This is a genomic window from Acinetobacter sp. SwsAc2 (genome assembly GCF_013391465.1).
GTDB classification, from domain to species: domain Bacteria; phylum Pseudomonadota; class Gammaproteobacteria; order Pseudomonadales; family Moraxellaceae; genus Acinetobacter; species Acinetobacter johnsonii.
The window spans coordinates 1-19,579 of the sequence record NZ_JACBEZ010000006.1 but is presented as its reverse complement, the minus strand read 5'-3'; the positions used below and the strand labels follow the sequence as shown (position 1 = coordinate 19,579).

At 43.2% G+C, this 19,579-nt stretch carries 17 protein-coding genes and 1 rRNA gene; 14 read left to right on the top strand and 4 right to left on the bottom strand.

The window, feature by feature from the left end; genetic code table 11:
- Positions 1–97 precede the first annotated feature (97 nt).
- From HYI04_RS04155 to HYI04_RS04120, 8 genes are all read left to right on the top strand, one after another.
- Positions 98–454, top strand: coding sequence for an RcnB family protein (locus HYI04_RS04155; RefSeq protein WP_178895869.1), 357 nt, complete (start codon positions 98–100; stop codon positions 452–454).
- A gap of 124 nt (positions 455–578) precedes the next feature.
- Positions 579–1,931 (top strand): amino-acid N-acetyltransferase, encoded by a 1,353-nt coding sequence (argA, locus tag HYI04_RS04150; protein WP_178895868.1) that lies wholly within the window; start codon positions 579–581, stop codon positions 1,929–1,931.
- A gap of 331 nt (positions 1,932–2,262) precedes the next feature.
- Positions 2,263–3,228, top strand: a complete 966-nt coding sequence (locus tag HYI04_RS04145; RefSeq protein ID WP_126039024.1) for a sulfonate ABC transporter substrate-binding protein — start codon at positions 2,263–2,265, stop codon at positions 3,226–3,228.
- Positions 3,229–3,238: 10 nt separating this feature from the next.
- Positions 3,239–4,234 carry an aliphatic sulfonate ABC transporter substrate-binding protein gene (locus HYI04_RS04140; RefSeq protein WP_178895867.1) on the top strand — a complete coding sequence of 332 codons (996 nt, stop codon included), beginning with the start codon at positions 3,239–3,241 and terminating at the stop codon, positions 4,232–4,234.
- Positions 4,235–4,260: 26 nt separating this feature from the next.
- On the top strand, positions 4,261–5,436 hold the full coding sequence (gene ssuD / locus HYI04_RS04135; RefSeq protein ID WP_063454422.1) for an FMNH2-dependent alkanesulfonate monooxygenase: 1,176 nt from the start codon (positions 4,261–4,263) through the stop codon (positions 5,434–5,436).
- The gene (ssuC, locus tag HYI04_RS04130) at positions 5,436–6,251 is read left to right on the top strand and encodes an aliphatic sulfonate ABC transporter permease SsuC (RefSeq protein WP_178895866.1); all 816 of its coding nucleotides are present in this window, start codon (positions 5,436–5,438) and stop codon (positions 6,249–6,251) included. The genes ssuD and ssuC overlap by 1 nt, the downstream gene beginning before the upstream one ends.
- A 10-nt stretch (positions 6,252–6,261) precedes the next feature.
- Entirely contained in the window at positions 6,262–7,062 is an 801-nt protein-coding gene (locus HYI04_RS04125) for an ABC transporter ATP-binding protein (RefSeq protein WP_178895865.1), read from the top strand.
- A gap of 356 nt (positions 7,063–7,418) precedes the next feature.
- Positions 7,419–8,057, top strand: a complete 639-nt coding sequence (locus HYI04_RS04120; RefSeq protein ID WP_004684172.1) for a TetR/AcrR family transcriptional regulator — start codon at positions 7,419–7,421, stop codon at positions 8,055–8,057.
- Between the two features lie 60 nt (positions 8,058–8,117).
- On the opposite strand, the gene HYI04_RS04115 is transcribed toward HYI04_RS04120, so the two are convergent.
- Together HYI04_RS04115 and HYI04_RS04110 are read right to left on the bottom strand one after the other, a co-directional pair.
- Entirely contained in the window at positions 8,118–8,678 is a 561-nt protein-coding gene (locus tag HYI04_RS04115) for a 5'-nucleosidase (RefSeq protein ID WP_005401589.1), read from the bottom strand.
- Between the two features lie 132 nt (positions 8,679–8,810).
- Positions 8,811–9,947 carry a TDT family transporter gene (locus HYI04_RS04110; protein ID WP_178895864.1) on the bottom strand — a complete coding sequence of 379 codons (1,137 nt, stop codon included), beginning with the start codon at positions 9,945–9,947 and terminating at the stop codon, positions 8,811–8,813.
- Positions 9,948–10,153: 206 nt separating this feature from the next.
- Between HYI04_RS04110 and ribF the strand changes: the two genes are divergently transcribed.
- The 6 genes from ribF to HYI04_RS16885 all read left to right on the top strand — a co-directional run bounded on the left by ribF (position 10,154) and on the right by HYI04_RS16885 (position 16,921).
- Complete coding sequence (ribF, locus tag HYI04_RS04105) at positions 10,154–11,155, top strand: bifunctional riboflavin kinase/FAD synthetase (protein WP_178895863.1); 1,002 nt, start codon at positions 10,154–10,156, stop codon at positions 11,153–11,155.
- A gap of 64 nt (positions 11,156–11,219) precedes the next feature.
- On the top strand, positions 11,220–14,063 hold the full coding sequence (gene ileS / locus HYI04_RS04100; RefSeq protein ID WP_178895862.1) for an isoleucine--tRNA ligase: 2,844 nt from the start codon (positions 11,220–11,222) through the stop codon (positions 14,061–14,063).
- Positions 14,056–14,595 (top strand): signal peptidase II, encoded by a 540-nt coding sequence (lspA, locus tag HYI04_RS04095; RefSeq protein WP_062031494.1) that lies wholly within the window; start codon positions 14,056–14,058, stop codon positions 14,593–14,595. Before ileS ends, lspA begins: the two co-directional genes overlap by 8 nt.
- A complete protein-coding gene (locus tag HYI04_RS04090; protein ID WP_004684162.1) occupies positions 14,588–15,070 on the top strand; it encodes a peptidylprolyl isomerase in 483 nt (160 codons plus the stop codon). Before lspA ends, HYI04_RS04090 begins: the two co-directional genes overlap by 8 nt.
- 154 nt (positions 15,071–15,224) lie before the next feature.
- Positions 15,225–15,767, top strand: coding sequence for an NADPH-dependent FMN reductase (locus HYI04_RS04085; protein WP_178895861.1), 543 nt, complete (start codon positions 15,225–15,227; stop codon positions 15,765–15,767).
- A 644-nt stretch (positions 15,768–16,411) separates the two neighbouring features.
- Positions 16,412–16,921, top strand: coding sequence for a hypothetical protein (locus HYI04_RS16885; RefSeq protein WP_256732898.1), 510 nt, complete (start codon positions 16,412–16,414; stop codon positions 16,919–16,921).
- A 558-nt stretch (positions 16,922–17,479) separates the two neighbouring features.
- On the opposite strand, the gene HYI04_RS04075 is transcribed toward HYI04_RS16885, so the two are convergent.
- Together HYI04_RS04075 and rrf are read right to left on the bottom strand one after the other, a co-directional pair.
- Positions 17,480–18,637 carry a PQQ-dependent sugar dehydrogenase gene (locus HYI04_RS04075; RefSeq protein ID WP_178895860.1) on the bottom strand — a complete coding sequence of 386 codons (1,158 nt, stop codon included), beginning with the start codon at positions 18,635–18,637 and terminating at the stop codon, positions 17,480–17,482.
- 601 nt (positions 18,638–19,238) lie between these two features.
- Positions 19,239–19,353: ribosomal RNA gene (gene rrf / locus HYI04_RS04070) — 5S ribosomal RNA — on the bottom strand.
- Between the last annotated feature and the right edge of the window lie 226 nt (positions 19,354–19,579).

Below are 19,579 nucleotides of genomic sequence, written 5' to 3'. Positions count from 1 at the left end.
ATACATTTCACAATTCACCTAAATAGCCCTCACGCTTTCTCTAGAGTTATTCGCTAATTTTGAATGATCGAAACAAGACTAATACTGGACGAAAGCAATGAAAAAAATTCTGACTGCAATCACACTCTCTTTAGGCGCGCTCATGGCAACATCTGCAATGGCAGCACCACAGTACTATGACCGCTCGCATGATCATGACTCACGTTGGGATCATCGTGATGACCGTCGTTGGGACAATGACAATCGCTACCAAAACAAACGTGTTAACCCAAGCCGTGACTGGCGCTCAGGTCAGTATTTACCACGTGGCTATGACTCATCGCGTTATCATGTCAGTGACCGCGAAGCACGCCGCCTACCCAACACTGGACGCTACCAACAATGGTATAAGGTCAATGGTGACTATGTTTTAGTCAATGAACGCAATAACCGTATCCTGCGTATTATCGGCTAATTCTGGTTTGTGTCGCATAACCAATGAAACACCTGAACATTGCATCAGGTGTTTTTCTATTTAAGGCTTCCTCTTCTGCAATTTTTGATTAAAATCATGCTAAGCAGTTCATTTTGAGACAGGCATGCACGCAAATTCCATCGAAACACATCACAGTACAACTTTGCAGTATGTGCATTGGTTTCGACATTCTGCGCCTTATATCAATGCTCACCGTAATAAAACTTTTGTGATTATGTTCGATGGTGAAGCCGTTCAACATGATAACTTTCAACATATTATTCACGACATTGCCCTGCTGCATTCACTTGGGATTCGCCTGATCTTGGTGCATGGGGCACGTCCGCAAATCAACCACAACTTAAAACAAAGCCAACTACAAACGCCGTTTCATCAGTATCGTCGCGTCACCACCCGAGAATCGTTGGGCTGTGTGATGAATGCAGTGGGCTCGATTCGTTTGCAAATTGAAGCCTTACTCTCCATGGGACTGGCCAACTCACCGATGTATGGCGCACGCATTGATGTGGTTTCAGGGAATTTTGTTACAGCTAAGCCCTATGGCATTCGCGATGGGGTCGATTTTCAGCTAACCGGCGAAGTCCGTACGGTCGATACCGATGCCATTCAACGCCATTTGGATAATCACAATATTGTGCTGCTCGGGCCAACTGGCTATTCCACCACAGGCGAAGTATTCAATCTGCTGGCTGAAGAAGTGGCGACCCGCACAGCGATTCATCTTAAAGCGGACAAATTGATTTTCTTGGGCAAACAACATGGTCTGCTCAATGAACATGGGCAGTTGCAACGCGAAATTTCACCACACAAGCTCGATGCACAAATTGAGAAGTACCAAGATTCGAATCCAGACATTGCGGTACATTTACGCGGTGCCAAAAAAGCCTCGACGCACGGCGTACATCGCGTCCATCTGATTTCCTATGCTTATGATGGTGCCTTGGTTGAGGAGCTCTTCACGCGTGATGGTTCGGGTACCATGATTACCGATGCCCATTATGAAGAAGTCCGTATGGCCAACATTCAAGATGTCGGCGGGCTGATTAACCTATTACGCCCACTTGAAGAAGAAGGCATTTTGGTTTATCGCTCACGTGAACGTCTCGAAAACGAAATTGGGCAATTTGCGGTAATTGAACGTGATGGCATGATCTTGGCCTGTGCTGCGCTCTACCCACTGCCTGCGTCAGAGGGTGAAATCCGCAGTGCCGAAATTGCCTGTGTCGCAGTCGATCCTGGCTATCGCAAATCAAATCGCGGCAGCCAAATTTTGCATTATCTCGAAGGTAAAGCCCGCAGTATGGGCATTCAACAGTTGTTTGTACTGACCACACGTACTGCACATTGGTTCTTAGAACATGGCTTTGAAACGGCCAATGTCGATGAACTTCCCAATGCACGCCAAGCCTTATACAACTATCAGCGCAACTCACTCGTCTTTAAAAAGCCACTTTAAGTGGCTTTTGCAGGATTATGGATATCTTTATTTCTCATATCTTTATCTAGAAAACACCGCAAAAATCGCTCAAAGCTATATTGCGTGAAACACTAAGCTTATTCCAAAAATAAAAATACCTTTTAAACAATAAATATCAATAAGTTAACATCAATAAATTTTATATTTTATGTTTTTTATATTGCTGTTTTTTGCATAAGTTTTGCACTTTTGTTTTTATCTTTTTTTTTCATGTCTAAAGCCCGATTTCTTATTTTTTCTGAAAAGAAATGCCCATTAGCGTATGTGTTCACCAACTCACTCACCTTATTTATTTGGAGTTATGAAACACATGAGCACTTCTCGAGCACAGTTCTGGATCAAAACAAGCGTTCTTTCTGCAGCAGTCGTGGGTGCCATGATGTTATCTGGATGTGGGAAAAAAGAAGCTGAGACCGTCACACTCAATATTGGCTTTCAAAAATATGGCATTTTGCCTATCGTCAAAGAGCGTGGCGCTTTAGAAACGGCGCTTAAAGCACAAAATGTCCAAGTCAAATGGGTCGAGTTTCCTGCAGGTCCACAGCTCCTCGAAGGCTTAAATGTCGGCAGTGTGGTCTTTGGTGAAGCGGGTGAAGCGCCTCCGATTTTCGCACAAGCTGCAAATTCGAACTTGGTTTACATTGCCAACCAACCTGCTGCACCTAAAGCAGAAGCACTGATCGTACAAAAAGACTCAAAGATTCAAAGCATCCAAGATTTAAAAGGCAAACGGATTGCACTCAACAAAGGTTCAAATGTGCATTACCTGCTACTCAAAGTGTTAGAAGCGAATAACCTGAAACTTTCTGATATTGAAGCGGTGTATCTTCCACCATCGGATGCACGTGCCGCATTTGAACGTGGTGCAGTTGATGCATGGGTCATTTGGGATCCCTTCTTTGCTGCCGCTGAACACCAAATCTCAGCACGTGTGATTGCTACCGGAGAAAACTTAGTCAGTAATCATCAGTTCTATTTGGCCGATCGTAAGTTTGCCGAAGCACATCCAGAAGTTTTAAAAACGGTTGTCAATGAACTCAACACCACCACACAGTGGGTCGAACAGAATCAACAACAAGCAGCCCAATTGTTAGAAAAACCGACAGGCTTGTCTTTAGACATTTTACAAACTTCGATTGGTCGTATGGGCTTTGGCGTTCAGCCCATTTCAGCCGAAGTCGCAAAAAAACAGCAGTACGTTGCAGATGCTTTCTATCAACAAAAACTCATTCCGAACCAGCTGAATATTGACGCTGCCATTATTAAACAAAAATAACGAGATCATTATGAAAACACTTAAAACAGTTTCCAGTATTGGCATTGTCACCTTAAGTCTTGGACTCGGGGCATGCCAAAAGCAAGACACGGCAGTAATAAATACTTCTGAAAAGCGGGCAGCAGCTCCAGTTAAAACCCTATCGATTGGCTACCAAAAGTCGTCTTTGAACCTGTTGGTTGCACGTGAGCAAAAATTATTTGAGCAACAATTTCCTCAAGCCAAAATTGAATGGAAAGAGTTCCCCGCTGGCCCACAAATGCTAGAAGCCTTGGCCGTCGGTGCAGTTGATTTTGGCTCTGTGGGCAATACCCCACCGATCTTTGCCCAAGCTGCTGACAAAGAGCTGAGTTATGTCGGTTATGAACAAGTTCCAGCCAATGCTCAAGCGCTGTTGATTGCTAAAAATAGTTCCATTGATTCAATACAGGCCTTAAAAGGCAAGCGGATTGCAGTACAACGCGGCTCAAGCGCGCATGAGTTACTGGCGAAAGTTCTACAAAAAGCAGGACTCAGCTGGCAGGACATTCAACCAATTTGGCTGCCCCCTGCGGATGCACGTGCCGCGTTTGATAAACAGTCCATCGATGCATGGGCCATTTGGGAACCCTACCTCAGTGCAGCAGAGCAGGATGCACATGCCAAAGTCTTGATTGATGGCACAGCATTTCCGCAAACTTATTCTTTTTATATTGGCAACCCCAAGTTCATTCAGACCTATCCTGAGGCCACCGCTCAGTTCATTCACGGGCTAAATTTGGCCGATCAATGGGTGCTAAAAAACCAAGCACAAGCACTTTCCGTCTATACCCAAAGTACGGGTTTACAGCCTTCTATTGCTCAACGCGTCATCGACAAACGTCTGAAGCCTTCACCAATTCAAACCCTGACGCCTGAAGTGGTGCAAGCACAACAACAAATTGCGGACTTGTTCCAGCAAGTCCAGCTCATTCCGAAACACATTCAAGTTCAAAGTACCGTTTGGGTTGCACCGAGCAAACCTTAAACGACTCTATCTAAGGATTTTTTAAAATGAAAATTTTCTGGTTTATCCCAACTCACGGTGACAGTCGCTACTTAGGTACCAGCAAAGGTGCTCGTCAAGTGGACCATGCCTATATGAAACAGATTGCGGTTGCCGTGGATAATTTGGGCTATGAAGGTGTGCTGATTCCAACAGGTCGTTCATGTGAAGACCCATGGTTGACCGCAGCCAGCCTGATTGATGCCACAAAAAAATTAAAATTCCTAGTTGCACTACGTCCAGGCGTGACCACTCCGGCACTGGCTGCACGGATGGCAGCCACCTTTGACCGTCTCTCCAATGGTCGGGTTTTATTGAACTTGGTGACAGGTGGCGATGAAAAAGAACTGCAAGGTGATGGCGTTTATGAAGACCACTCCACTCGCTATAAAACTGCCAATGAATACGTCAAAATTTGGCGTGAGATTTTAACCCGCTCCCATACAGGTGAAAGCTTTACCTTTCACGGCGAACGTCTAAACGTAGATGATGCCAAACTGCTATATCCACCGGTGCAACAACCCTACCCTCCACTTTGGTTTGGCGGCTCATCGGATGATGCCATCGAGTTAGCCACTGATCAGGTCGATACTTATCTCACATGGGGCGAACCCCCTGTTGCAGTTAAAGACAAAATTGACACTGTCCGTGCCAAAGCTGAAGCCAAAGGTCGTACGCTCAACTATGGTATTCGTCTGCATGTGATTGTGCGTGAAACCAATGAACAAGCATGGCAAGCGGCGGAAGAGCTCATCCAGTATGTCGATGATGCCACCATTGCTGCGGCACAGGCTAAATTTAAGAGCATGGACTCGGTCGGTCAACGTCGCATGGCTGAACTACACAATGGTGACCGCAGCAAACTTGAAGTGTCCCCAAACCTTTGGGCAGGCGTAGGTCTGGTTCGTGGGGGTGCAGGTACGGCATTGGTCGGTGACCCTGAAACGGTTGCAGCCCGTATTCAAGAATATGCCGACTTGGGCATAAGCACCTTTATTTTTTCAGGCTATCCACATCTTGAAGAGTCGATTCGTTTTGCCGAGTTGGTGTTCCCACTCCTGCCGCTTGAAACTCAAACAAAGTTAGCACAACCAAATTTAACAGGCCCCTTTGGTGAGATTGTGGCAAACAACTACACACCCGATGAAAACAAAAAAACCAAAGTGATTCAGGAGCCTGCCTAATGTCCAAAATCGTTTCAGTGCAAGCCCTCCAGCAGGAAAAGGTTTCACGTGGAACTCAGTTAGGGCAGCTATTGCTGCCTTGGCTCTTTCCTATCGGCTTGATTGTGCTTTGGCAAATTGCCTCCAGCACAGGACTTTTAGAAAGTCGGATTTTACCTGCTCCAACGGCAGTAGTTACTGCTTTTTGGCACCTGCTACTGAGTGGTGAACTATGGAAGCATGTGCAAGTTAGTGCAGGCCGTGCCTTACTCGGCCTATTGGTGGGTGGGGGTCTAGGTCTATTTCTGGGTTTGTTAAATGGTTCATCGAAAACGGCGTCAACCTTGCTCGACACCACCCTACAGATGATCCGAAATATTCCAGCACTGGCACTTATTCCGTTGGTGATCTTATGGTTCGGGATTGATGAAACCGCTAAGCTGTTTTTGGTCGCGGTCGGGGTGTTTTTTCCCATTTACATCAACACCTATCACGGCATACGTTCGGTAGATCCACAACTGATTGAAATGGGGAAAAGCTATGGTTTGACCCGTTGGCAACTGTATAAAGAAATTATTTTACCGGGTGCGATGCCTTCTATTTTAGTCGGTCTACGCTTCTCACTGGGTTTGGTATGGGTCCTGCTGATCGTTGCCGAAACCATTTCAGCCCAAGCCGGCATCGGTTATATGACCATGAATGCACGTGAATTTTTACAGACTGACATCGTTTTGGTGGGGATTTTACTGTATGCCCTACTTGGAAAATTGGCTGATGTACTGGCCGTCACATTAGAAAAATACCTGCTGCGCTGGCATGCAGGATACCAAAAATAAGGAGTTTGAGATGACTGATTTAAGCCTTGGTCGCCATGCCAATATTCCGTCGCCGCCAAATCACAATCAAGACATTAACCCTCAAGCAGTGCTTGGGGCCGAAATTATTATCGAACAACTGCATAAGTTTTATGGTTCAGTTAAAGTCCTTGAAGACTTAGATCTGCATATTCAGCCGGGTGAGTTTTTAGCCATTGTCGGACGCAGTGGTTGTGGTAAAAGTACCCTCCTGCGCCTGATTGCCAACTTAGAACAACAAAGCTACGGCGAAATTAAATTTAAGTCCGCGCGACACCTCCGCGAAGGGATTACCGCAGACGATATACGGGTCATGTTCCAAGATCCACGACTGTTACCATGGCGCTCCATTGAACAAAACGTACAACTGGGGCTGCCGAAACAACAACATGCCACTGCCTCGGGTTTGCTAGAAAAAGTCGGACTCAAAGAAAAAGCGGGACTTTGGCCTTCGCAGCTCTCTGGGGGACAGCGTCAACGGACCGCTTTGGCACGGGCTTTATCGCATAAACCACGGATTTTATTGCTCGATGAACCTTTGGGAGCACTCGATGCCTTAACCCGCTTAGACATGCAGAATTTGATTGAAAAATTATGGACGGAACAAGGCTTTACCGCCATATTAGTCACCCATGATGTTAATGAGGCTGTTCAACTGGCCGATCGGATTATTTTGCTAGACCATGGCCATATTGCCAAAGAGTTTCAAGTCGACCTACCCCGCCCTCGCGTCAAAGATATGCCGTTCAATACCCTTGAACAGCAGGTGTTAAATGCGGTTTTAGCCACATAAGTAGACTAAAAAATCCTTAGCTTGGGGGGCTAAGGATTTTTTATGCTGAATTTCAGTAAAAAAAACAAGACCATCATATAACTTAAGCATACTTTATTTTAATAATGTAATAAATTTCACGTTATTTTTATCAAAACATACCACTTCACATTGAATCATTTCATATAGTTTAGACAAAATAGTTTTTATATAATTATATTTTATTGGACAACTTTTAGAATTTATCGCAATTTAAGAGCCAATCTACAGAATAAATGATCATTATTCAAAAAATTAAATTTCCACTTTGTGCACAAATCTGATGATTTGCCGTACAATTTGTCCTTCCCCCTTTTTATTGTTTTTTAAATTACAGAATGGAACAGAAAAAGAGTACTCAAAAACGCCACCAGCTGCTGAATGCTGCACTAGATGTCTTCTCGCTCTATGGATTTAATGGAGCAAGCTTAGATGAAATCGCACAGATTGCTGAAATGCACAAATCGAATATTTTCTATTACTATGAAAATAAAGAAGCTTTGTACGTTGAAGTTTTAACGACGGTTTTACAAAAATGGTTAGCCCCACTACAGATGTTAGAAGCTGACTTAGAGCCGGAAGAAGCGATCACCAACTACTTATTGCAAAAGATTGAGGTTTCTCGGACTCAACCAAAAGCATCTCGCTTATTTGCGTTAGAAGTGATCCAAGGGGCTCCGCATATTTTGGAAATCCTCAAAGGGCCTTTAAAGAAGTTGGTCAAACGTAAAGCCAAAGTCATTAGCAATTGGCAAGAGCAAGGTAAAATTTCAACTGAAATAGACCCTGAGCTGTTAATCCTCAACATTTGGGCATTAACACAAAATTATGCTGACTTTGCCACGCAAATGGAAATGGTAACAGGTAAAACCCTACGTAACCGTAGTATGCAACAACGAGTCATTCAACATACCGTGCATATGATGCTGTATGGCGTGATCCCGCGAACACCGTCTGAATTATTCAAAGCTGAGTAATTTTGGCATACGACCATAGCACTCTATGGTCGCCGAATTGAAAAAGACAGAATCAAAACCTCAGATACTTTCAAATAATGCTAATAATTTCTGAGCTCCCAATAACAAATTGTCTTCCCAGTCCAAATGCGCGGTGTCGTTGGCACCATCTGAAATATATTTGACCGAAATCAGACGGACACCCTGTTTTTTACAGACCTTTGCCAGCGCATATCCTTCCATATCAACCAAATGACACGGTACTTTGGGTTCACCCGTTTCAAAGCTATCCCCTGTTCCACAGATGCCAGTGCGGAGGTGTTGGAAAAAAGGTTCTAAATGAATTTCCGCAGGATGCATGGTGTCAAATGGGGTAAAACCGACAGCGAAACCGAGTGGAGAGACATCCATGTCGCGTTGTACGAATTGAGAGACTTCGACCAATTCGTGCTTATCAAAATACGTACTGCCTGCTGTACCTAAATTAATCAGAGTTTTACAGCCTGTTTTTTGAATCACTTCAAATGCTTTATAGGCCGCGTTAACTTTACCAATACCGCTGTAGTGAACTTCAATCCCTGCTTGCTCAAACAATCCTTTAGACTCATTCGGCAAAGCCATGATCAATGCAACATCCGACATAAAATACCCAAATAACAGACTTCATGCGTGCCATTAGAAAACAAATCGATCCGAAAGAAAAGCGCCTCTGGTCTCTGCTCAAACAACCTACATAAGATCAGATGGCGCTTTAAACTGAAAGGATTGTAGAGCTCATTTATACTGCTGTTCTAAATAGGTTTTTAAGCACGGCGAAAAGAACAAATGACCTTGATAAAAACCGTGTGCCGTTTTGGTTGCGACCAAACTCCATAACAACATTAGTATGGCTGCAAAAGCATAGCCAACGGCATACAGGAAGGCCAAGTTGAGTTGTTGGGCTAAGTTTAAGATTGCGAGTGTATACACGCCCAATGGGAAGGTCAGTCCCCACCAACCCAAATTAAACGGTAAGTCCTGTTTGGCATGGTGCAAAGTCGTGAGTACCGCAATTCCCAACCACCACAGTCCAAAACCCAGCAGGATTAAACTGGCTAAAATCCCTGCCTGATGAAATAACTGACCCAGTTGTGCTAAGCCCAAACTCGCCATCAGCGTCGGTGCCTGATGTCCTAAAACCAATAACGCCAAAGCAGCAGTGCCTATCGGCCCCAAAGCCAACCAACTGCTGACCGCCAACTCTTTTTCAGGCAATTTATGTAAGACCAAACGCAACATTAAAATCGTTAAAATTGCAAAGGCGGGTAATACTGAAACACCCCACAACACATAACTACCCAATAAAATCGCAACGGCGTGAGTATCAGCTGCCAAATGCCCCAGTAATAGACCACCACTGCTGGCTGCAACTTCACAGGCCACAATCGGCAATAACCACACCGCGGTCATCTGCTGTAAAGCATGCTCCTGATGTCGATACATGGCAAAAGGAACTGCCCATGCCACCAAGAGCGCCAAGACCACATCGGCATACCAGAGCATTTGCGCAATCTGTACAGCTGTGTCGCCATAAATAGGCTGACCATACTTTAAAAAGCCATTGAGGATGGTGGCCAGCGCCATCGGAATCGTCCCTAAAAATAGGCTCATGCTTGGATGTTGAAAAATCTGTTTGGCTTCGTGCGGATAAAATGCCCAACGTAAGCTATATAGCACACTAAAAAGTACGAACAGTAAAATATTGAAATACCACAGCCCTGTGCCGAGTTGCCATGTGAGTGCCTTTAACATCGGAAACTCTGATACAATTAACGCCACGACACCTGTTCCCATACTGACAGTGAACCAGTTGGGGGTGAATTGACGAATGATATTGTGGCGCTGTCCAAGTTGTGTAAATGGTTTTTGCATGAGTTCGGCCTCATTTAAAATCTACATTTATACTAATCAAATTTATAAATAAGAAAAATTGATTAATTTATATTAAATAAATCAATAAAATTGATATAAATATGCTTTGCACTAAATTTTGCGTTGTCAAAAAACAACCACAAGACGAATGCCCAAGAATATGGCAATATATAAGCCGTTCTTAATTCCAAGCACTTGATTTGCCCATGAAGCTGCTCCGTCTAAATGCTTTGCCTTCAAATACCCAATTAGAAAAAACCGCTGTCACTATCGGTAATTTTGACGGGGTGCATTTGGGTCATCAAGCCATGATTCATCAGCTCAAAGCCGTTGCAAAACAACAAAATCTAAAAACAGTGGTGATGATTTTTGAACCTCAACCACTTGAATTCTTTAAAGGTTATGATGCTCCACCGCGTATTTCATCATTGCGTGAGAAAGTCGAATATTTAACTGAGCTGGGTGTGGACTATATTGCGGTCGCGAAATTTGACAACAGCTTCCGCAGTTTAAGTGCAGAACAATTTGCCGATATTTTAAAAGAAAAACTCAATGCCCAAAGTTTGGTTTTAGGCGATGACTTTCACTTTGGTAAAAACCGACAAGGCAACAGCGAATTTCTAGAAAACTATGGTTTTCAAGTCCACAATCTAGAAACTATCCTCTCAGCAGGTGAACGCGTCAGTTCAACTCGGATTCGCCAAACACTGGCCACAGGGGACTTGGCGCTGGCTGCTCAGTTATTAGGGCGCCCTTATAGCATTACGGGTCGGGTACAATATGGCGACCAAATTGGCCGAACCCTTGATTTTCCAACCATTAATGTACGTTTAAACCGACATAAACCCTGTTTAAACGGCATTTATGGTGTAGATGTGATGTGTGAAACCACGTCTTTACGCGACAAAGTGAAAGCAGACCACCCTGATCGATTAGGGGTTGCAGGATATGACCATTCAGCGCTTTTTGGTGCGAGTCATGTCGGAACACGTCCAGCCATTCAACAAGCACAGCCAGAATGGCGATTAGAAGTACATTTCCCTGATGTTTCTGCTAATCTGTATGGCTTGTTAATGCGGGTCACTTTCTTGAACTACTTACATGGTGAAAAGAACTACCCTTCGCTGGAAGCACTAAAAGCGGGAATTGATGATGATGTGGTGAAACTGCTTGAGTTCCGCCAAAACACCCCCACATTTCCCTTTTAAATACCAATCAATTTTATGTAAAACGCGTCAGCCGAGCCGCTGATTAAATTGGAAGACATCTTGCATGAGCGATAAGCAAACTACTGAAAATGCAGTGGATTATAAAGCCACACTCAACCTCCCAGGTACCGAATTTGCCATGAAAGCAAACCTTGCGGTACGTGAAGCAAAATGGTTAGAAGAGTGGTATGCCGACAACATTTATCAGCAGATTCGTGCGTCGCGTATTGGCAAGAAAAAATATGTCCTACATGACGGCCCTCCGTATGCAAATGGCCAAATTCACTTGGGTCATGCGGTCAATAAAGTTTTAAAAGATATCATTATTAAAAGTCGTATTCTCGACGGCTTCGATGCCCCTTATGTACCAGGTTGGGACTGTCACGGCCTTCCGATTGAACTGAAAGTAGAAGAGAAAGTCGGTAAAGTGGGCGTGAAGGTGGATGCTTCTACTTTCCGTAAAGCCTGCCGTGAATATGCTTACACCCAAGTTGAACTGCAAAAGAAAGACTTTGTGCGTATGGGCGTGTTTGGTGACTGGGACAATCCTTACCTGACCATGAACTTTAAGCAGGAAGCAGACATTGTGCGCTCTGTTGGCGCAATTGCGAAAGCAGGCCATATCGAACCAGGTCTTAAACCTGTGAACTGGTGTTTAGACTGTGGTTCAGCTTTGGCTGAAGCTGAAGTGGAATATGAAGATAAAAAATCTGACGCGATTGACGTTGGCTTTACGGTTGTCGACTTAAAAGACTTAAGCGCACGTTTAAATCTCAACGTAGACGCCGCAACAGATATCGTAATTTGGACCACCACACCTTGGACTTTGCCTGCAAACCAAGCAGTTGCCGTCCATGCTGAAATTGACTATCAACTAGTTCAAGTTAGCACCGACCGTGGCGTGCAAAACTTTATTTTAGCTAAAGACTTGGTTGAATCAGCAGTTGAGCGTTATAAGCTTGAAAACCCTGTGGTTCTCGCTGATTTTAACGGCTCAGCAATCGAAAACCTATTATTACAACACCCGTTACTGACCGATCGTCAAGTGCCTGTGATTTTGGGTGAACATGTGATTGCAACCAGCGGTACAGGGGCGGTACATACTGCACCTGGCCATGGTGTAGACGACTATAAAGTTGGCTTACAGTACAACTTAAAAGTTGAAAACCCAGTGGGTGGTAATGGTGTGTATTTACCAACTTCACCGATTTTTGCAGGCGAGCACATCTACAAAGCCAATCCAAAAATCATTGAAGCATTGGATGCAGTTGGTCGCTTATGGGCACATCAACCGATCAAACATAGCTACCCACACTGCTGGCGCCATAAAACACCGATTATCTTCCGTGCGACCCCACAGTGGTTTATCAGCATGGATGCACAAGGTCTGCGTCAAAATGCTTTAAATGCGATCGAAAACGAGATCAGCTTTGTGCCTGATTGGGGTAAAAATCGTATTCAAGCCATGATCGAAGGTCGTCCCGACTGGTGTATCTCACGTCAACGTACGTGGGGTGTGCCAATCCCATTCTTCGTGCATAAAGACACCAACGAGCTCCATCCGCGCACAGCCGAGTTGATCGAAGAAGTCGCGAAATTGATCGAACAAGAAGGGATTGACGCTTGGTATAACCGTGAAGCGAAAGACTTTATCGGGGATGAAGCGGAACAGTACAACTGTGTGCGTGACACTTTAGACGTGTGGTTCGACTCAGGCACAACGCACTATGCCGTGTTGCGTGAACGCGAAGAACTCACCGATCCAGCCGATTTATACCTTGAAGGTTCAGACCAACACCGTGGTTGGTTCCAGTCTTCATTGCTCACCTCGATTGCGATCAATGAACGTGCGCCGTACAAAGGTTTACTGACCCATGGCTTCGTGGTGGATGAAAAAGGCCGTAAGATGTCAAAATCTTTGGGCAACATCATCACCCCACAAGACATCATTAAAGACATGGGTGCAGATGGCTTACGTTTCTGGATTGCATCAGCCGATTACCGCTATGAAATGACTGCTGGTAAAGAAATCTTTAACCGTGCATCAGATGGCTACCGCCGTATTCGTAATACCTTGCGTTTCTTATTGGCAAACTTAAATGGTTTCAAACCATCGACGGATGCACTGCCTGTAGATCAATTGATCGCACTTGATCAATACATCTTGCAACGTGCAGCAGATGTACAGAAAACCATTCAGCAAGCCTATGAAGATATGAACTTCCATATCGTGGCAAATGCGCTGACCAACTTCTGTATCAATGACTTGGGTGGTTTCTACCTCGACATCATCAAAGACCGTCAATACACCACCAAAGCCGATTCACAAGCGCGCCATTCAGCTCAAACTGCGCTGTATCATTTGGTGCAAGCCTTTGTACGTTGGATGTCACCAATCTTAAGCTTTACCGCTCAAGAAGCATGGCCACTCATTCCAGAGCAAACTGAGAAATACGTGTTCACTGCGGAATGGTATGACATTCCTGTGGCTTCAAAAGCAAACTTGTTGTCTGAAGCCGATTGGCAAACCCTGATTGCAGTGAAGTCTGCAGTGAACAAGTTCATCGAAACTGCGCGTACTGCGAAAATTGTGGGTTCAAATCTCTCTGCCAAAGTTGAACTGTGGGCAGATGCAGAACTCAAAGACGTACTGGATCGTTTAGATGATGAACTTCGTTTTGTTATGATCACTTCACAAGTCTTGGTCAATGCATTCGATGCAACTCAAGGTGAAGCCTCTGATCTGGCAGGTCTGAATGTGCAAGTCTCTGCGGCTGATGGTGAAAAATGTGTACGCTGCTGGCATGTTCTGCCAGATGTGAATACACATGTTACACATCCAGGTCTATGTGGTCGTTGTATTATCAACCTTCCTACAGGCCAAGGCGAAGAGAGAAAGTATGCCTAACCCACAACATAAAAAGGGCTTATTCCAATTCTATCCGCACAATTTAGTGTGGGTAGGTTTGGCGATTCTAGCGATTGTCTTAGATCAATGGACCAAATGGATTGCCAGTACCCATCTGAATTATGCAGATCCAGTACCAGTCCTGCCCTTTTTAAATTGGACTTTATTGCATAACTATGGCGCAGCCTTTAGTTTCTTGTCCGATGCGGGCGGCTGGCAACGCTATTTCTTTACCTCTCTTGCAGGTATTGTGTCTGTCATTTTTCTGTTTTGGCTGATGCGTATGCCCAAAACCGTGAAAGTGCTGCCCATCGCGATTGCTCTAATTTTAGGTGGTGCTATAGGGAATTTAATTGACCGTGTAACATTAGGCTACGTGGTTGATTTTATTCATGTGTACTATCAAAACAGCCACTTCCCTGCGTTTAATATTGCAGATAGTGCGATTACGCTAGGAACGATCCTTTTGTTGATCGATACCTTTTTTCTCGAAAAAAACCGTATCCAACGTGCCGAAGTAAATAATGACTGATTTTATTAATCCCAATGAAGAAACTCGCGTAAGCGAAGGTTCAAAAGTAGAGTTACATTTTTCTGTTTGCATTGAAAATGGCGTAGAAATTGATAACACACGTAGCCGTGAAGAACCTGTGAGCCTTGTAATGGGTGATGGCAGCTTACTCCCTGGTTTTGAAAAAGCACTGTTCGGTTTACGTGCTGGCGACCGTCGTACTGTAAGCCTACCACCAGAAGATGCTTTTGGCCCGTGGAATCCTGAAAACGTACAACAGTTTGATACAGTCAAATTTGAACAGCGTCCTATTGAAGGGCACATGATCGAGTTTGAGGACAAAGCCAAACAAAGTCTATATGGCGTAGTTAAAACTGTAGGTGATGACATCACTGAAGTCGACTTTAACCATCCATTGGCAGGTAAAGATATTACCTTTGAAGTGGAAATCTTCAAAGTAACGCCTGCTGGCCAGCAAGGCATCAAAATTATGTAAAGCCACAGATCGATTATCTGTGTGTCAGCCAAAGCCCCTTCGGGGGCTTTTTTAATGCCTCAAACATTGGTCAATCAGATACATATTCAATCTATGCAAAGCCTAATTTTCATACTACCGTAGCGTAATCACATTTATTTCCCAAGGATTTTTCATGAAAATTCAGGTCATTATAGGCAGTGTGCGCGAAGGTCGGACAGCCATTAAAGTTGCACGTTGGGTACAAAAAAGCTTTGAACAACTTGGGCTCAATATGGTCCAAGTCGAATTGGTCGACTTAAAAGAGTGGGATTTACCGATTTTTTCAGGTGCAAATCCCCCAATGACAGGGATTTATGATCAACCCAAACAACAAGCATGGGCCGACCACATTGCGCAAGGCGATGCCTTTATTTTCATTAGCCCCGAATACAATCATGGTTATAGCCCTGCGCTTAAAAATGCCTTGGATTACTTAGGCAAAGAATGGCAAGGTAAACCTGCTGCCTATATCAGTTATGGTGGTACCAATGGCTCACGTTCCATCGACCAAATTCGCCAAGTCGGTACTCAGCTCGGTCTGGTCGATACCAATGCGGTGATTGAAATTCGAGATATTTTTTCACGCAATAAAACCGAAGATTTTGAACCAAATCCTTTTGATGAGAAGAATCTAAAAGCAGCAATTGATAAACTCATTAAATATGTCAGCGCATAAGCATGAAATTCTTCTGTACGCCATTGCTTACAGTAACTTGAGTATTTGTCGGCTTTTCAATAATAAACATCGACGCTATAGTTAAACCATACAGAGACAGGATGTCTCAGATGAAAAACAAAAATAACAACATACACAGCAGGATGCTGATCGGTAGGACAGGAGTTATACCGCTTGAAAGAATTTAAAAAGCCCTCGACAGGATGTCGGGGGCTTTTTAATTGTATTGATTTTTAGCTCAATATTTCTCTAAAAGCCCAAATCACGATCAGATATTAACGAACCTCTTATATGCTTCAATACTTTAGAAGAAACTCGTGAATACAAATCAAATTGGTCTGTCAGGATGACTATCCCAACTTAAATTTTCTAAAAATAACGATATAAAACATATAAATAAATACCAAATGTTTCCCAAGTGATCATTTCCGTCCAACGTATATATTTAAGCGCTAATCTATAAATTAGATCCATCAAATATTAAGACTTTCACCGTTTATCGGTATGTTCTTCTGCACCACAAAATATTATATCTGGCGCTCGAACTACACTTTATACTCTCGCCGACTGAACATCTGCTGCTTCACCCAAATACTTCAGTCCAATACAATAAATTAAAAAAAACAACAATAGAGACCATTCACATGCACCCAAACACCGCACTTTTAAATGATTATTGCAAAATTTATGTTGCTGACCCCGAATATACAGATGTAGATGCTCTAGCCGCCTACGTTAGAGTTCATCGTACAGAGCTTATGCAAGAGTTGCATCAGTACGGCATCTTATTATTTCGCGGCTTTAAATTACAACGTCAGTATGAATTTCATGAGTTGATCGAACATCATTTTCAGCTTGAACCTTGGCATACATTTACGCCTAAAAAATCAGGTTGGTTTGCCTCTTTCATTCGTAAATATAGCGAAAATCGTGCAGGTGATGATAGACCTTATCTCAACCACAATACGGTGCAATTAGGCGCTGTTGAAAACTCAATTCAAGGTCCACATGTCGAAGGTGGCCTACATTCGACTCGCTCACGTTTATTGCCTTGTTTTGCCAAGAACCTGCGAACCATGTGCTCGAAACAGGGGTTAATAACCTCGAAAAAATTTGGGCCCATTTTCCAGTCAGCGTACAACAAAAATACTTAGGCGCATGGAATCATTTTTCTTATATTTCAACACGTAAACTCAATCTATTTGATCGCTTGCTATTAAACAAAAGGCCCTTTCGTTTCAACAAACAACCAAATAAAGAAACCAAACTTACTTTAAAACACTCACCTTTCGTTGCCATACACCCGAACACGCAAAAGTTGATGATCGAGCCGTGGGCTTTTGCAAACAATACCAACGCTTTTGCCCACCAAGCTGCACAAAAAAGCTTTAAGAAGTGAGGAAAGCTTCAACTAGACCCCACGGCTAATTGCATACAGCTGTCATGGGAACTTTTCACCCATGAAGGTGAAAAAATTGAATGGACCGATCAGGAAAAACAACACTTCTTTAAAGCCTTATATCACGATGCACTCTTGCTCCAATGGCAAAAAGGGGATGTCGCCTTGATCGATAATATTAAAATTGACCATTGTCGGATGAATGGCAAACAAGGACAACGAAAACTGATGCAGATCCAAGCCAATGTCTTTAATGCCGATCAACATGCTGCACTTTAAGACCGTCTTTCTTAGCAACACTCTGTTTGGGTGATTAATGTGAAAGCAGCTGAATTAAATCTGCATGTTTCCCATCCTCAATCACCCAAATACTGCCATCTTTCGCTTGTTGTAAACCACGGATACGTTCTTTCATATCTATCCGTTGGATTTCTTTTACTGGCTGTGCTGTGGTGTCTACAATAATTAATGCTTCAGATGAAAGCCCACCAATGATGGCTTTATCCTGCCACTTTGGAAACATCTGTCCCGTATAAAAAATCAAACTCGATGGAGAAATTACAGGGGTCCAGTCTAATTTTGGCGCTTCAAACTCAGGTCGTGTAGCATGGTCAGGGATATTCAAACCACTATAATGATCACCATTCGAAACGATTGGATAACCATAGTTTTTAGCCTTTTGAATTAAATTAAGCTCATCCCCACCTTTGGGGCCCATTTCAACCACCCAAAATTGTTTTTTGGCATCCAAAGCCATTCCCAAAGGATTACGATGCCCCAAACTCCATATTTGTTTTGCGATATCCCCCTGCATCTGAAATGGATTATCTGAAGCAACCGAACCATCATCATTCAAACGAATCATTTTTCCAAGGTTCGATGTTAAATCTTGTGCAGGATCAAACTTTTGCCGCTCTCCTGAACTAATCCATAGTTTTCCTGCGCCATCAAATAACATCCGATGTGCATAATGTCCTTGCCCACGCACCTTAGGTACTTGTTTCCATATCGTTTTAAGGTTATCTAATTGTGGCTGTGCCTGATCTAAATTCAAATCAGCACGAATCACGACCGCACCATAACCATCTTGCCCTGCTTCTGCATAGCTAAGATAAATTTGATGGTTTTGTGCAAACTCAGGATGTAAAACAATATCACCTAATCCGCCCTGACCACCATAAGCCACTTTAGGTATATTCTTAATGAGGATCTTTGTCTGATCTATAGGATTAAATAAAATCAACTGTCCAGATCTTTCAGTAATCAATAATCGCCCATCGGGTAATACCGCTAATGCCCATGGCTCATTAAATTCAGCGATACGCTTGAGATCTATAGATGTGCCTAAAGAAGTGAAACTGTCCTGTTTTTCCTGTGCCGCTGACTCTATCTGACTTTGAGCATGACATGCCATTAAGCCCAAAAATGCACTCACTGTCATCAACAAACAAAAAGCTTTTTTTCTCAGCATTGCCTTCCCCATTAAATGCACGATCACCATTCATTGTAGAGAGATCATAAGCATAAGGTTATCCGCTATAAGATGAATCTATGTAAGCCAAAGCTTACAAAAACTGAGGAAAGTGACCACTAGTCTTAAAACAGCTTACCGCATATATTAAATACATCAGGAGACAGGACGTTTCCCAAACTTAAAACAACAATAATCAGTTTGAACATCAGGATGTGAGATATGACAGGAGTTGTATCTAAGCACTGAAATACAAAGAAACCTCGACAGGATGTCGGGGTTTCTTTTTTATTAAGCACATTAAAATCTAAATCAAAACCTGTTTTGGCATATTTTGCATGATCACGAGTTAACTATAGCCCTTCTTTTCCAACGGATATAGATGAAATAGCTGCTCAATTGCTTAAAATATATATAGATACTTAGTTAAAATTTCTTTTAGTGAAGAAGAAACCATCAAATTCAAGTGATAAAAACTAAACCTATTAAATATTAACGGCTATTTTTAGCTAATATTCTTCTTGTATCTCGTATATTATTTACCATTCCTTGCATAAAAAAATCCCCCTCAGCGATTAGCAGAGGGGGATTTGAATTAATGAGCTGGCGATGACTTACTCTCACATGGATAACTCCACACTACCATCAGCGCTAAGAGGTTTCACTTCTGAGTTCGGGAAGGGATCAGGTGGTTCACTCTTGCTATTGTCGCCAGCACAACTGTTTATGACTATTCGTTGGGTCTTATTTACACATTGTGTATGCCTAACTTTCATCAAATGAGTTATTAACAGGTATATTTGAGTTGGATATTGTATCTAGCTTTATAACTAAATCAAGTTGTTTGCAGTGATTTGAACCACAACACCAACTGTTTGGGTGTTGTATAGTCAAGCCTCACGAGCAATTAGTATTGGTCAGCTTCACATATCACTATGCTTC

Excerpts from the sequence above, each read along its gene's own strand:
- HYI04_RS04155 (WP_178895869.1), top strand. The coding sequence starts at position 98 with ATGAAAAAAATTCTGACTGCAATCACACTCTCTTTAGGCGCGCTCATG.
- argA (WP_178895868.1), top strand. The coding sequence starts at position 579 with ATGCACGCAAATTCCATCGAAACACATCACAGTACAACTTTGCAGTAT.
- HYI04_RS04145 (WP_126039024.1), top strand. The coding sequence starts at position 2,263 with ATGAGCACTTCTCGAGCACAGTTCTGGATCAAAACAAGCGTTCTTTCT.
- HYI04_RS04140 (WP_178895867.1), top strand. The coding sequence starts at position 3,239 with ATGAAAACACTTAAAACAGTTTCCAGTATTGGCATTGTCACCTTAAGT.
- ssuD (WP_063454422.1), top strand. The coding sequence starts at position 4,261 with ATGAAAATTTTCTGGTTTATCCCAACTCACGGTGACAGTCGCTACTTA.
- ssuC (WP_178895866.1), top strand. The coding sequence starts at position 5,436 with ATGTCCAAAATCGTTTCAGTGCAAGCCCTCCAGCAGGAAAAGGTTTCA.
- HYI04_RS04125 (WP_178895865.1), top strand. The coding sequence starts at position 6,262 with ATGACTGATTTAAGCCTTGGTCGCCATGCCAATATTCCGTCGCCGCCA.
- HYI04_RS04120 (WP_004684172.1), top strand. The coding sequence starts at position 7,419 with ATGGAACAGAAAAAGAGTACTCAAAAACGCCACCAGCTGCTGAATGCT.
- HYI04_RS04115 (WP_005401589.1), bottom strand. The coding sequence starts at position 8,678 with ATGTCGGATGTTGCATTGATCATGGCTTTGCCGAATGAGTCTAAAGGA.
- HYI04_RS04110 (WP_178895864.1), bottom strand. The coding sequence starts at position 9,947 with ATGCAAAAACCATTTACACAACTTGGACAGCGCCACAATATCATTCGT.
- ribF (WP_178895863.1), top strand. The coding sequence starts at position 10,154 with ATGAAGCTGCTCCGTCTAAATGCTTTGCCTTCAAATACCCAATTAGAA.
- ileS (WP_178895862.1), top strand. The coding sequence starts at position 11,220 with ATGAGCGATAAGCAAACTACTGAAAATGCAGTGGATTATAAAGCCACA.
- lspA (WP_062031494.1), top strand. The coding sequence starts at position 14,056 with ATGCCTAACCCACAACATAAAAAGGGCTTATTCCAATTCTATCCGCAC.
- HYI04_RS04090 (WP_004684162.1), top strand. The coding sequence starts at position 14,588 with ATGACTGATTTTATTAATCCCAATGAAGAAACTCGCGTAAGCGAAGGT.
- HYI04_RS04085 (WP_178895861.1), top strand. The coding sequence starts at position 15,225 with ATGAAAATTCAGGTCATTATAGGCAGTGTGCGCGAAGGTCGGACAGCC.
- HYI04_RS16885 (WP_256732898.1), top strand. The coding sequence starts at position 16,412 with ATGCACCCAAACACCGCACTTTTAAATGATTATTGCAAAATTTATGTT.
- HYI04_RS04075 (WP_178895860.1), bottom strand. The coding sequence starts at position 18,637 with ATGCTGAGAAAAAAAGCTTTTTGTTTGTTGATGACAGTGAGTGCATTT.